Origin of the sequence: Rhodobacter sp. NSM, from assembly GCF_052244495.1 — a bacterium.
Classification (GTDB): domain Bacteria; phylum Pseudomonadota; class Alphaproteobacteria; order Rhodobacterales; family Rhodobacteraceae; genus Cereibacter_A.
This window is the reverse complement of the sequence record NZ_JBQPXH010000003.1, coordinates 404,442-417,629: the sequence shown is the minus strand read 5'-3', so window position 1 is coordinate 417,629 and position 13,188 is coordinate 404,442. Positions and strand designations below refer to the sequence as shown.

Annotated in this window: 8 protein-coding genes; 5 read left to right on the top strand and 3 right to left on the bottom strand. The window is 69.3% G+C overall.

Going from position 1 to position 13,188, the window contains the following annotated elements:
- Window positions 1-77 precede the first annotated feature (77 nt).
- On the bottom strand, window positions 78-2,438 hold the full coding sequence (locus ACTVZP_RS09050) for a putative bifunctional diguanylate cyclase/phosphodiesterase (RefSeq protein ID WP_443211817.1): 2,361 nt from the start codon (window positions 2,436-2,438) through the stop codon (window positions 78-80).
- Window positions 2,439-2,827: 389 nt separating this feature from the next.
- On the opposite strand from ACTVZP_RS09050, the gene ACTVZP_RS09045 reads away from it, so the two are divergent.
- From ACTVZP_RS09045 to ACTVZP_RS09025, 5 genes are read left to right on the top strand one after another with little or no spacing between them, the layout of a single operon-like run.
- Window positions 2,828-3,511 (top strand): hypothetical protein, encoded by a 684-nt coding sequence (locus ACTVZP_RS09045; protein WP_443211816.1) that lies wholly within the window; start codon window positions 2,828-2,830, stop codon window positions 3,509-3,511.
- A gap of 31 nt (window positions 3,512-3,542) precedes the next feature.
- Window positions 3,543-5,909 (top strand): UDP-forming cellulose synthase catalytic subunit, encoded by a 2,367-nt coding sequence (bcsA, locus tag ACTVZP_RS09040; RefSeq protein WP_443211815.1) that lies wholly within the window; start codon window positions 3,543-3,545, stop codon window positions 5,907-5,909.
- Complete coding sequence (locus ACTVZP_RS09035) at window positions 5,909-8,089, top strand: cellulose biosynthesis cyclic di-GMP-binding regulatory protein BcsB (protein ID WP_443211814.1); 2,181 nt, start codon at window positions 5,909-5,911, stop codon at window positions 8,087-8,089. Before bcsA ends, ACTVZP_RS09035 begins: the two co-directional genes overlap by 1 nt.
- Window positions 8,086-9,159, top strand: coding sequence for a glycosyl hydrolase family 8 (locus ACTVZP_RS09030; RefSeq protein ID WP_443211813.1), 1,074 nt, complete (start codon window positions 8,086-8,088; stop codon window positions 9,157-9,159). Before ACTVZP_RS09035 ends, ACTVZP_RS09030 begins: the two co-directional genes overlap by 4 nt.
- On the top strand, window positions 9,144-10,532 hold the full coding sequence (locus ACTVZP_RS09025; protein WP_443211812.1) for a hypothetical protein: 1,389 nt from the start codon (window positions 9,144-9,146) through the stop codon (window positions 10,530-10,532). The genes ACTVZP_RS09030 and ACTVZP_RS09025 overlap by 16 nt, the downstream gene beginning before the upstream one ends.
- 308 nt (window positions 10,533-10,840) lie before the next feature.
- Here the strand turns inward: ACTVZP_RS09025 and ACTVZP_RS09020 are convergent, their stop codons facing one another.
- Window positions 10,841-11,851, bottom strand: coding sequence for a diguanylate cyclase (locus tag ACTVZP_RS09020; protein ID WP_443211811.1), 1,011 nt, complete (start codon window positions 11,849-11,851; stop codon window positions 10,841-10,843).
- Window positions 11,852-11,987: 136 nt separating this feature from the next.
- Window positions 11,988-13,175, bottom strand: a complete 1,188-nt coding sequence (locus ACTVZP_RS09015) for an NnrS family protein (RefSeq protein ID WP_443211810.1) — start codon at window positions 13,173-13,175, stop codon at window positions 11,988-11,990.
- Window positions 13,176-13,188: the final 13 nt, after the last annotated feature.

The window sequence follows — 13,188 nt, the reverse complement described above, 5'->3', positions numbered from 1 at the left end:
CCGTGGCCTGAGCGGCAGAGCGCCCGCCTGCGTCGTCGGGCGAAGGACTTCCGGGCGCGCCTGACCGCAGGGGGCTTTCAGCCCTTGGAGTTACCCGAAGCTACGCGCTCAGCGCCCGGGCCTTCGAGCGCCTCGACCTCCGGCGGAAGGGTGAGCTGCGGTTCAGGAGCAGGCCGCCCGAACAGGTAGCCCTGAAAGGTCCGGCAGCCCTTTGCGCGCAGCCACGCGAACTGGGCCGGCGTCTCAACTCCCTCGGCGACGAGGGCCACGCCCAGACCCGAGGCCAGGCCGATGATCCCCTCGAGGATCGTGCGGTTGGCCTTCGAGTCCGTCAGCCCTCCGAGGAAACTGCGGTCGATCTTCAGCACGTCCACGGGCAGGTCGCGCAGGTAGCTGAGCGAGGAGAAGCCGGTGCCGAAATCGTCGAGCGCGATCGAGAGGCCGAGTGATCGCAGATCCATCATCGTGGTCCGGGCGAGGCCGAGATTCGAAAGCAGCGTCCCCTCGGTCACTTCCAGCTCGATCCGGGCCGGATCCGCTCCCGTCTCGGCAAGGACCTCGCGCACCATCTGACCGAACTCTTCGGACAGGAACTGCGCCGAGCTGATGTTGATCGACAGCCGCAGGTCACGTCGCGCAGGATCGTCGGCCCAACGTGCCAGTTCCATCGCGGCGGCGTGCAACACCCAGCGGTCGATGTCGCGGATGAAGCCGGTTTCCTCGGCGAAGGGGATGAAGGCGATGGGCGAAAGCAGCCCGCGCACCGGATGTTCCCAGCGGATCAACGCCTCCTGGCCCACGACCTCGAGCCCCATCTCGTCAAGCCGGACCATCGGCTCGAAGAAGATGCGGAACTCGTCGTGGCGGATCGCCTCGCGCAGTTCCTGCGCAAGCGCCACACGGCCGACCATGTCCTGCTCCATGTCGGGGCGGTAGGCACAGGCACGGTTGCCGCCCGCCGTCTTGGCGGCCATCACGGCAAGGTCCACGCCCTTGAGCAGCCCCTCGACCGTATCCTCGGCCGAGATGGCCGCCAGCCCGATCGAGGCTGTGATTTCGAGGCTCAGCCCGTCCACCAAGAAGGGCCTGCGCAAGTCCCTCAGGATCTGTTCGGCCGTGGCCTCGGCCGCAGTGACCGCGCTGGCCGGATCGGGATGGGTCACGCCACAGGTGAGGACGAATTCGTCGGCCGAGATGCGGCCGAGGTCGCCGCCATCCGGGCGCAGATCGTCGAGCCGCGCGCCGATCGCCTGCAGCATGCGGTCGCCGAGCCAGTGGCCGCGGGTGCCGTTCACCTGCCGCATCCCGTCGACGTCGATGTAGAGCAGGGCAAGGCAGGCATTCTCGCGCGCGCAGGTCTGGAGACAGTCGCGCAGCACCTCGACGATGCCGCGGCGATTGTAGAGCCCGGTCAGCGGATCGAAGAAGGCAAGCTGATGCGCCTCGGCCAGCGCAGTGCGCAACGCGCTGTCCGCCGACACCTGGCCGGTCACGTCGTTCACGGTCGCCACGACCCGGATCGCGTTGACGCCGTCGGCTGCAACCGGCGCCGCGTTGACCGACAGGATCCGCTGGCGACCGTCGGCCCCGATCAGCACGTGGTGCATGTCGCGCAGCGTACGGCCCTCGGCCATGGTGCGCCACACGGGCATCGCCGCGGGCGGAAGGGGTTCGCCGTCCCGCGAAAGAAGCCGGCACCCCACACCCTCGAGCGTGCAGCCCGGCAGGCGCGCCGCTTCTGCCCCTAGAACGGCGGCGGCCTCGTCATTGGCGAAGACGATGCGCGCATCCGCGTCAAAGGCAATGATGGCGGAGGTGCTGGTGCGCAGGATCGATTCGAGAAGAAGCCGGTCCTCGTGCAGGGCTTTTGCGGCCTCGGCCGTGCGGCGCTCGCTCTCGCGTCGTTCGGCGGCGGCAAGCATCGCCTCGGCCAGAGACTGCAGCACATCGAGATCGCCGCTGCGCAGATCGTTGCCGTCCCCGCGCCAGCCGAGCACGACGCTTCCCACGACCGCTCCGTCCCGCAGCATCGGCACCTCGACCACCGAGTCGAGGCCCGCTGCCGCCAGCCTGTCGGGTCGAGAACCTTGGGGCAGCCCCGCCGGATCCCGGTGAATGACAGGCTCGTGCGTGTCTCCCGCAAGGCAGGTCTCCGGATGCCGGGCATCGGAGATTGCGTTCCTGGACCAGCGATGGCTGACTGCCATCTGTCCCGACGGCATCGTCCGGCAGAACTGGGCGACATCTGCTCCGCAGGCCTCTGCCGCATGGGCCAGCGCGTCGTCGATTTCGGCTTCGGTTGCCGCGAGCGGCGCGCGCAGGAGCCTGTTGATGTCTCCGAGGATGATGGCGGTTGCGGGGCTTGCGTCAAATCTGCCCGGCTCGGTCGCCTGAACGACCGTCGGCACCCAAGATCCACCCTGTCCCTTGCCCGTCATTCGATCGGCTTCGTCTTCTGTTGCAGCGGGAGGGGCCCGGCCGTGCTTTCAACCTAGAGCACAGCCGAAGGAACTGTCAAATCGTTACCGGGGAGGCGTTGCATCTTGGCCACGAGGTCAGGAGCCGCCTTCCCAAGGACGAGCCTAGCGCAATTTTGCCTTGGCTTTGATCATTTTGCGCCTAGCTGGACCGTAAAGCCTTAGCGGAAGCTCACCCATACTTGGCAGTTGCTCGCCTTTGGTATGCAGTGCTGCAACAGTGGCCACCAAATTAATAATCTCAGATTGATACAAATGGTCCTCGCCGCGACAGGATGCGATACAGGACCGCTTCGGCTGGTCGCCTGCTTCAGGGGGGCCGCACATGACCTGGGACTGGCGGACTGAGAATGGCAGGGACAACGACACTCCGGTCACCGTTCAGGGCGTTTGCCTGGCTGATCGCCGCCGTGCTGACGGCGGTTTCGGGCTGCGAACAGGCGTCGGTCCCGGGCCGTCCCGCACTCTCGATCCGCGAGGAGACGGCGCAGTTCCGCATGGTCCCTGACGCCCGCCGCTGGGTCGCGGTTCCGGGCGCGCTTCTGGTGCAGGAACGGGACCTCGGGGGCGACATCGAGCAGCGCATCGCTCTTCCCAACGCCACGACCCTCGACGGCGACAACATGATGCTGCTGCGCGCCCGTGCGCCGGGCGGAACGGTCCTGCCGCGCCTGCAACTCGGCTCGTTCGCAGACGCGGAGGGCAGGCTTCCGGCGCCCTTCGGCCGCGCGAGCGACAGCGGGCTCAGCAGCCGCGAGGATGCCCTGGGCACCATCGTCTATGCCGTGGAGCGGGTGGGCGTCGACACCATCTGCGTGCTCGCGATGCGTCGGATGCCGCCGACCGCGCGACCGCTGCCCGCCAGGGTCGTGGCGCTCGACGTGATGCTGCGCAACTGCATCCGCGGCGACACCGACGAGGCCCTGCGCCCGATCGGTGCCGGAAGCCTCGGCCTCCTGCCGCCCGACGCCGTCCCCGGCACTGCGCCGGGCGCGGGACGAAACCTGTCTCCTCTCGCTGCGCCCTTGCAATAAGCCCCACCGTGATCCCGCCGGAGACCCGCCCATGACCGAGACCGCCGCGGCCCGTTCCCAGAGCCGGGTGCTTCCCTTCGCGCTCTTCCTCGTCTGGGCGGCGTTGCTCGTACCTTTCGCGCTGCTGGCGGCGGCCCCGGTCGCGCCATCCGCTCAGGGGCTGATCGCGCTTTCGGCAGTGATCCTCGTCGCCCTGCTGAAGCCCTTCGCCGACCACATGGTGCCGCGGTTCCTGCTGCTGTCCGCCGCCTCGATGCTCGTCCTGCGCTACTGGTTCTGGCGCCTGTTCGAGACCCTGCCGCCACCCGCTGCGGATGCATCCTTCTGCTTCGCGGTGCTCCTGTTCATGGTCGAAACCTTCTCGATCGCCATCTTTTTCCTGAACGGGTTCCTGAGTGCGGACCCGACGGACCGGACCCTGCCCCCGCAGGTGCAGCCCGAGGATCTTCCGACGGTGGACATCCTCGTCCCGTCCTACAACGAGCCTGCGGACATGCTCAGCGTGACGCTCGCCGCGGCGAAGAACATGATCTATCCCACCCGCCTGCGGACGGTGGTTCTCTGCGACGATGGCGGGACCGACCAGCGCTGCCTCTCGCAGGATCCCGAGCTTGCCCGCAAGGCGCAGGAGCGGCGACGCGAATTGCAGCAGCTCTGCCGCGAGCTCGGGGTCGTCTACTCCACGCGCGAAAGGAACGAGCACGCCAAGGCCGGCAACATGTCGGCAGCGCTCGCCCGGCTGAAGGGCGAACTGGTGGTCGTGTTCGACGCCGACCACGTTCCCAGCCGCGACTTCCTCGCACGGACGGTCGGCTACTTCGTCCAGGATCCGAAGCTCTTCCTCGTTCAGACGCCGCACTTCTTCATCAACCCTGACCCGATCCAGAGGAACCTGGCGCTGGGAGATCTATGCCCGCCCGAGAACGAGATGTTCTACGGCAAGATCCACCGCGGCCTCGACCGCTGGGGCGGGGCCTTCTTCTGCGGATCCGCGGCCGTCCTGCGGCGTCGCGCGCTGGACGAGGTGGGCGGCTTCGCGGGTGAGACCATCACCGAGGACGCCGAGACCGCGCTCGAGATCCATTCGCGCGGCTGGAAGAGCCTCTACCTCGACCGGGCCATGATTGCGGGCCTTCAGCCAGAGACCTTCGCCTCCTTCATCCAGCAGCGGGGCCGCTGGGCCACCGGCATGATGCAGATGCTGCTTCTGAAGAACCCGCTCTTCCGCCGCGGGCTGGGGCTTGCGCAACGGCTCTGCTACCTCAACTCGATGAGCTTCTGGTTCTTCCCGCTGGTGCGGATGATGTTCCTGATCGCGCCGCTCATCTACCTCTTCTTCGGCGTCGAGATCTTCGTCGCCACCTTCGAGGAGGTGCTCGCCTACATGCCCGGCTATCTGGCGGTCAGCTTCCTCGTGCAGAACGCGCTTTTCGCCCGTCAGAGATGGCCCCTGGTGTCGGAGGTCTACGAGGTCGCGCAGGCGCCCTATCTCGCGCGGGCCATCGTGGGCACGCTGCTCCGGCCGCGGGGGGCGCGCTTCGCCGTGACGGCCAAGGACGAAACGCTGAGCGAGAACTACATCTCGCCGATCTACCGGCCGCTTCTCGTGACCTTCCTGCTCTGCACGGCGGGCGTGATCGCTGCGCTGGTGCGCTGGGTGGCCTTCCCCGGTGACCGCTCGGTCCTTCTTGTCGTCGGCGGATGGGCGGTCCTCAATTTCCTTCTCGTCGGTTTCGCCCTTCGGGCGGTGGCCGAGAAGCAGCAGCGCCGGGCCGCGCCGCGCGTGCAGATGGAGATCCCGGCCGCGGCGCAGATCCCGGCGCTCGGCAACCGCATGCTGACGGCGACCGTGCTCGATGCCTCGACGAGCGGCGTCCGGCTGCTCCTGCGGCTGCCCGGTTCGGGCGACCCGCGGCCGGCCGTCGAGCCGGGCGGCGCGATCCAATTCCAGCCGAAGTTCCCCGATGCGCCGCAGCTCGAGAGGATGGTGCGCGGCCGCATCCGTTCGGCCAGACGTGACGGCGGCACGGTGATGGTGGGCATGGTCTTCGATGCCGACCAGCCGATCGCGGTGCGCGAGACGGTGGCCTTTCTCATCTTCGGCGACAGCGCGCATTGGCGCAGCATCCGCGAAAGGACGACGCGGCCGATCGGCCTCCTGCACGGGATCGGCCGCATCCTGTGGATGAGCTTGACGAGCCTGCCCCGGACGGCGAGCGACTTCATGGCAGAACCCGCCCGACGGCGCCGGCGCCAGGACGAGCCCGTGGAGAAGCAGGCGCACCTGCTCGCCTTCGGAAGCGATTTCAGCTCGGAGCCGGACTGGCCGGACGACCTCTTGGATCCCACCTCGCAGGTGCCGGTGCGCTCGGGCAGCCTTGTCTGGGGGGCAAACTGATGCGCGGCCCGATGCTTGCACTCCCGGTGCTTTTCGTGCTGGCGCAGATCGCGCAGGCGCAGGACGCCGTGCCGACAATCGTCATCGAAGGCCTGACGAGCGAGCCGCAGGCCACGGATCCCGAGGTCGCGCAGGCGGCCGACTCCGAGCCGGTGGCGCCGTGGCTCGTGCCGCTGCGGCCGATGGTCGAGACGGCGACCCCCGGCCCGCTCTTCCGGATGCAGGGCCAGCATGCGCGCGCCGAGTTCCGTCTGTTCCTGCCGCCCGGCGGGCTTGACGGGACGCTGACGCTGGCGCAACGCAGCAGCATAGACGTGCTGCCCGAGGGCTCGCAGCTGGTCGTGCGGCTGAACGGCGAGGAGATCGGTCAGTTCACGCCGCGCCAGTTCGGCGCATTGGGCGCGATCACCATGCCGCTCGGACCCTCCGCAAGAGCCGGAGACAACCTCGTCTCCATCGAGGCGCAGCATCGCCACCGGATCTACTGCGGCGCCGATGCGGAATTCGATCTGTGGACGGAGTTCGACCTGACGCAGAGCGGGCTCGCCCTGCCGGGCGAGGCGATGGGCACGGACGCGGCTTCCTTCGTTGCGGCGCTGACCGCGCAGGCGGCGACCGGACGGCCCATCGAGATCCGGGCGCCGGAACCCCCCGACGCGCCGGTGCTGAGCGCGCTTGCCCAGGCGCTCGGGCGGCCGCTGCCGGACGAGGCGCTGCCCATTGCCCTCCGGAAGCCGTGGTCGGGCGGCGATGGCCCGGCCTATGCCCGCGTCACCCTGCTGCCCTCGGACACCGATCGTGCGACGATCCGGAGGGGCGGTGACGGTGCCCTCGTTCTCGTGCTCGAGCATCGTGCCGGAGAGGCAGCCCGGGCGGCGCTTGTGGACGAGGTGCTTGCAGAAGCCGAGATCCTGCCGGCGCCTTCCTTGCCGATGGTCTCGCCGGGCCGCGTCGTGACAGTGGCGACGCTCGGCGCGCCGGACATCATCACGAACGACCGCTACTTCGAGCGGAACGTGGACTTCCGCCTGCCCGACGAGTGGTTGCTGCTGGCCAGCCAGAAGGCGCGGATGGGGCTGGACTACGGCTTTGCCGGCGGTTTGCCGGAGGGGGCGGTGCTGCTGGTGAAGGTCAACGGAACGACGGTGCGGATGCTGCCGCTCGACCGCGACGCCGCACCCGTGAAGCCGCGGCTCGAGATGCGCTTTCCGGCGCGGCTGCTCCATCCCGGTCCGAACCGTCTGTCCTTCGAGGCGATCATTCCGGGCAATCCGCCTGACGAGCCCTGTCCCTCCACGCAGGGCAACCTGCTCCAGGTGCTGGGCTCGACCGAACTCTTCGTGCCTCCCTCGCCCCGCATGACGATGGCGGACATGGCGCGCGATCTGGCCTGGGTCACGCCCGCCGGCGTCCAGCCGGCGACACCCGAGGGGCTCGCGCGCACGCTGCCCTTCATGAGCGCCTTCCACGACGCTTCCGACGGCCGCCCGGTCCAGCTCACCGTGACCGGACTGCACGATCTCGACCGCGTGCCGATGGCCGAGGCGGGGCTCACCCCGCGGCTTCTGGCGAGGACGCTGCTGCCGTCGGCCGTCTCACGGCTGGTGGACGACCGGCCCGCGGCCGAGACGGACACGCCCGCAAACGCCCTCACGCCGCTCGGTGCGGCACCGGGCGAATCCACGCTGCCCGCGCTCGTCGAATCGAACTGGTTCGACCGCGCACGCGCCTTCATGCTGGCAACGCTCGAGCCCGCCCTGCACGGAGTGCGGCGGCTTGTTCGCCCCGGCGACGGCGACCTTGTGGAATGGCTCGCATCACGCAAGGGCGAGGCCATGATCATCGCGCCCGGTCCCGGCGAGCTCTGGGTCGTGCTGGGACCTGAGGCTTCCCCCGCGCGGGTTGCGTCGGCGCTGGCGGTTGCGCAGCACTCGCCCGAGGGTCCGCGGGGCCAGGTTGCGGTGCTGGGCAGCGACGGCCGCTGGTCGAGCTGGTCGCAGCCCGGCATCCTGCCGCGGCTGGAAGAGCCGATCAGCCTGTCGAATGTCCGGAGCGTCGTGGGCAACGTCGCCTCGGCACGTCCGCCCATGCTGCTCGGCGGGATGCTCGGCCTTGCCTGGATCAGCGCGGCGATCGCGATCGCCTTCGTGCTGAGAACCCGGGGGAGGGGAGACAGATGAAGCGACGCACCCTTCTGCGCGCGGCGGCAGCGGCCGCCCTTCTCGCGCCCGCGGGGCGGCTCGCGGCTCAAGGCGCCGACAGCGCCTTGCCGCCCGATCATCCGCTCCAGTCCGCGTGGAGGAACTGGAAGAACGCCTTCCTTCTGCCCGTCGGGCGCGTCGTCGACGGGCCGCAGGAAAACGCGAGCCATTCCGAGGGCCAGGGTTACGGTGCGTCGCTCGCGGCAATCTTCGGCGACGAGGAGGCGCTGACGCGCATCGTGGACTGGACGGAGGCGAATCTCGCCCGGCGCGAGGACAAGCTGCTGAGCTGGCGCTGGCTGCCCGGCGCGGTCCTCGCGGTGCCGGACGAGAACAACGCGACCGACGGCGACCTGTTCTACGCCTGGGGGCTGGCGATGGCCTCGCAGAGGTTCGGAAACGCGGATTACGCCGGCCGCGCGACCGAAATCGCGCGCGCGATCGCGCTGCACTGCATCCGCCCGCATCCCGACGGATCCGAGAGGCTCGTGCTGCTGCCGGGCGCCTCGGGCTTCGACACGCCGGACGGCGTCGTGCTGAACCCATCCTACTACATGCCCCGGGCGATGGAGGAGCTTGCGACCTTCAGCGGGCAGGACAGGCTGGCACAATGCGCCCGCGATGGCGCGGAATGGATCGCCTCGCTCGGCCTTGTGCCGGACTGGCTGCTCCTCGGGCCGGAGGGTGTATCACCGGCCACAGGACTGTCCTTCGACAGCGGCTACGACGCCATGCGCGTGCCGCTCTTCCTGCTCTGGTCGGGACTGACCGCAAATCCGGCGCTCCGCCGCTTCACCGAGACGCGCCACCATGCGCCGTCTGGCCCGGATGCACCCGTCGTCTTCGACAGCCAGACAGGCGCGGTGCTCCAACGGTCGTCCGACCCGGGCTACCGGGCCGTGCCCGCCCTTGGCGACTGCGCCCTCTCCGGCAGGCCGGGCGCGGCCATCCCGCCCTTCGACGTGCGCCAGCCCTATTATCCCGCGACACTGCATCTGATGACGCTCGTCGCTCAAGTGGAAGGCTTTTCCGCATGCGCTCCGATCTGACCCCGCTGCGCGCCCTGACGCTGGCGCTGCTGCTTGCTGCCGGCTCGGCCATGGCACAGGGCTCCGCGCCGGTGGCGCAGGATCTCGAAGCGCTGAACTACTACGTCTCGAGCGGCGACGACCGCGCTGCGGCGGCCGAACTGCGCCGGCTGCGCGCGCAATTTCCGGAATGGACGCCGCCGTCGGATCTCACGACGCTCGGCCGGCAGCGGTCTCCGGCAGCCGAGGTCGATCGGATCTACCGGCAGATCGCGGCCGGGGAACTGGCAGAGGCGCGGCGCTCGATCGACGAGACCACGCGCAGCTTCGCCGGCTGGACGCCGCCGGCGGAGATGACGCGTCTGCTCGAGACCGCCGAGGCGCAGGTCGCGTTCGATGCGGCGGCGGATGCCGGCAATGCGCCGGCGGCCGTAGAGATCGCACGGCGCAACCCTGCAATCCTCAGATGCGACCGGGTGAACAACGCCTGGAGGCTCGCCGAGCTTCAGGTGGCCGCCGGGCAGAGGGCAGCCGCGCTTCAGAGCTACCGGGGCGTCATCGCGTCCTGCTCGGGCCTGCCAGAGGTCACGGCGACGCTCGAGAAGGCCGAGGCGGCGGCCACTGACGAGGAACTGGCGGAACTCTTCCGCCTGGCCAATGCGCAACTGCCCGGCTCGGCGTCCGCACTGACGGCGCTGGAGACGCGGCTGCGCGCCGGACGCGGGGACGCGCCGCCTTCCACTGCGGCTGAACGGACGCCGCCGCGCGCAACGATTTCGGACGGCGACCTGCCTGCGGCAGGCCGCCCGCGCCGTGCCGGTGCGTCCACGCCGTCGCGCGGCGGTGGTGCTGCCATCGCCTCGGTCCGGGCTGCGGCGCAGCGCGGAGACTGGCGCACCTGCGCCAGCCTCACCACCGGCGCCACCTCGAACGAGATGCTCTACGAACGCGCCTGGTGTGTCTACAACCTGGACCGCCCGCTCGAGGCGCTCTCGGCCTTCGAGCCGGCGGCATCCGGCCGGCTCGGGGCGGAGGTCGCGCGCGACGCGCGGTTCGGCAAGTCGCTCGCCTTCCTCGCACTGGAGATGACCGAGGAAGCAGCCCGGCTCGCCGCGGCCACCGACCTGACGGAGCAGCAGCGGCGCGAGGTCGAGGCCATCATCCTCGACCAGCGCGCGGTGCGGGCCTACCGTCTCAAGGAGTATCGCCGCGCGATCGCCTTCCTGGACGCCTACGAGGATCTGACCGGCGGGCTGCGCCGTGACCTCGCCATCATGCGCGGTTATGCTTGGCTCAACCTCGGCAAGCGTTCAGAAGCAAAAAGGATTTTCACAGAGCTGAACGATCAGCTGGCGACGCCTGAGACCCGGGCCGCCCTGAACGCCAGCCGCTAGGGCGGGCCCGGGCGGCAGCGTCGGACCCGGGGACGCGTGAGGCGCCGGCCAGACACCTCCGGCATCATCGGAGGCGGATCGGGGCACCGCGAACCTCCGCGACAGACCCCTTTGCCGTGCGGACACGTCCGCCCGCCGGACCCCGGACAGGTCAGGCAGCCGGAAGAGTGACGTCCTTCCCTTGATCGGATCGTCCTTCGGGACGCCCACTGCTGCTCGGACGCGCATGAGACCGCAGGTTCCCACCCGGCAGGAAACAGGCCGCGGTCATGGTCAGGCGCGGCCGGTGAACCGTCCCCGCGCTGCGGTCAGTGGAGCCTGCCCGCCCCGCCGGCACGGGCAATGACCTGCTGCAAGGCGATCTCGCTGCGATTGCGACCCGCCCGCTTGGCGGCGGTCACGAGCTCGTCGGCAGCCGCGACCCAGGCCTCGGCGCTGGTATAATGCGGTGCCCAGGGCGCGATGCCGAAGCTTGCGGTCACGCGGGCCTCGGGGTGGCCAGGGAAGCGCGTGTCCTCGATTACCTGCCGCAGCCGCTCGGTCACATGAAGCGCGGTCTCGGGCGTTGCGCCGTCGAGGAAGATTCCGAACTCCTCGCCCCCGATCCGGCCCAACTGGTCGCCCCGGCGGATCGTATTGCGGATCGTGCGGGCCACGGTGGCGAGCACGACGTCCCCGAAGGCATGGCCGTAGCTCTGGTTGACGAGCCTGAGATGATCGAGATCGAAGGTGACGAGGGTGGAAGGGGGGCCGTTGCGCCGTCCGCGCTCCATCGCGCGGCGAAGGACCGACAGGAAGGCCCGGCGGGTGGAGGCGCTGGTCTGCTGATCCTCCGTCACCTGCAGGCGAAGCTCCAGCTGCGCCACGGCCAGCTTGGCGAGCTTCGCCAGAACCTCGCGGTCCACGCTGGTGTAGTCGCGCGGGATCGTATCCACGACGCAGATGGTTCCGATGTTGTAGCCGTCCGGCGTGGTCAGCGGCGCGCCGAGATAGCTGCGGACATGAGGCATGCCGGTCACATAGGGACTCTCGCGGAAGCGCGGATCGGCCTGGGCATCCACGACCTGCACCACCTTGGAACCTCGGATCGTCTGGTCGCAGAAGGTGTGGCAACGCGGAACTTCCGTGGTGTCCATCCCGAGCCGCGACTTGAGCCAGAGGCGGTCACCGTCGATCAGGGACATCGCGGCCATCGGAACGGCATATATCGAACGAAGAAGTTCGGTGATGAGGTCGAACTCGGCCTCCGGCTCCGTATCGAGAATTTCGTAACGCTGCAAAGCCGCCAGCCGCGCCGTCTCGTCGTCCGTCTTGCACATGCTTCCTAGATGCTCCCGATACGGTTCATCCAGCCGGAAGAGCATGGTGCCCGGACAGGGCGAAACCGTTGTGAGAAGTAACCTCGCGTCCGGAGAGGTTGTCAACCCTTCGGCGAGTGTATCCATGCGTTTGATATTATCCTTTCGGATGTATCCCTTCGACGGAAGGCCGCAGCAGGCAAGGGCCGATCCGAACGAGGTAGCCTATGAAGGCGATCGTCCAGAGGGCCGCGGCGAGGCTGTATCCGTCCAGGCCCGCGATCTCTTCCTGAGCGATCAGGGCACGGGCCGCGGCAGCCAGGACGAGGCAGGAAAAGGCGGCCGTCAGAAGGGCACCGGCCTCGAGGGGGCGGCCGGTGTGTCCAAGCGAGGCCCGCATCATGACGGCGAGGGTCATGCCGCCGACCGCGCCGATCCCGAGCAGGTGCATTCCGGCCGGTGCTCCGATCCAGCCGGCGGCAGCGGTCGCGGCGAGGCCGAGGGGGAGGAAGGCATAGGCCACGTGCAGCATGAGGAGCAGCGGCGAGCGCCAGGTCCGGGCGCCCTGCCAACGGCCGAGTCGGATCGCGTGCATCGCAGCGGCCGCGACGAGAAGGGCCGTCGTCGCGAGCGCCCCGGGAAAGGCGCACCAGGTCAGGAGTGCCACGGATGCCAGCACCAGGCTCGGCCCGTCGAACCGGCCGAAGGGGACGGGCAGGGGGCCGGGCCCCCGCTTCGCCAGCCAGTTGCGGGTGAAGCTCGGAATGATCCGCCCGCCGATCAGCATGATGAGGAAGGTGACCGTCGCGAAGCCGAGCCGGCGGCCGACATCGCTCTCGCCGCCCTGCGCCGCCTCGAGGTGAAAGACGACGTTGGCGATGAGGTAGAGGCCCACCGGGCCGACGACCATCAGGTTCTTCCAGTTCCGGCCCGCGACGATCTCGACCACCGCCATGGCCGTGACGGCGGCAAGGAAGGCCCCATCGATGCCGAGCACGAGCGTGGGATCACTGCCGAAGGCGCCGGCAACGGCGAGGCGGCCTGCGACCCAGAGGGCGGCCAGTGCGGCCAGCGGAAGGCCGCGGCGCGGCATCCGCCCGGTCCAGTTGGGGATCGCCGTGAACAAAAACCCGGCCACCACCGCCGAGGTATAGCCGAAGAGCATCTCGTGAATGTGCCAGTCGACCGGAGAGAAGGACCCCGACAGCGGCATCCGTCCGCTCCAGACCGCGAGCCAGGCCGGGATCGCGCCGGCGGCGAACAGGGCCGACAGCAGGAAAAAGGGTCGGAACCCGTAGCTGAAGAGGGCGGGTCCGGAGTAGGATCTGGTTCTGTCGCTGGCCATGGGTCGCTTCCTC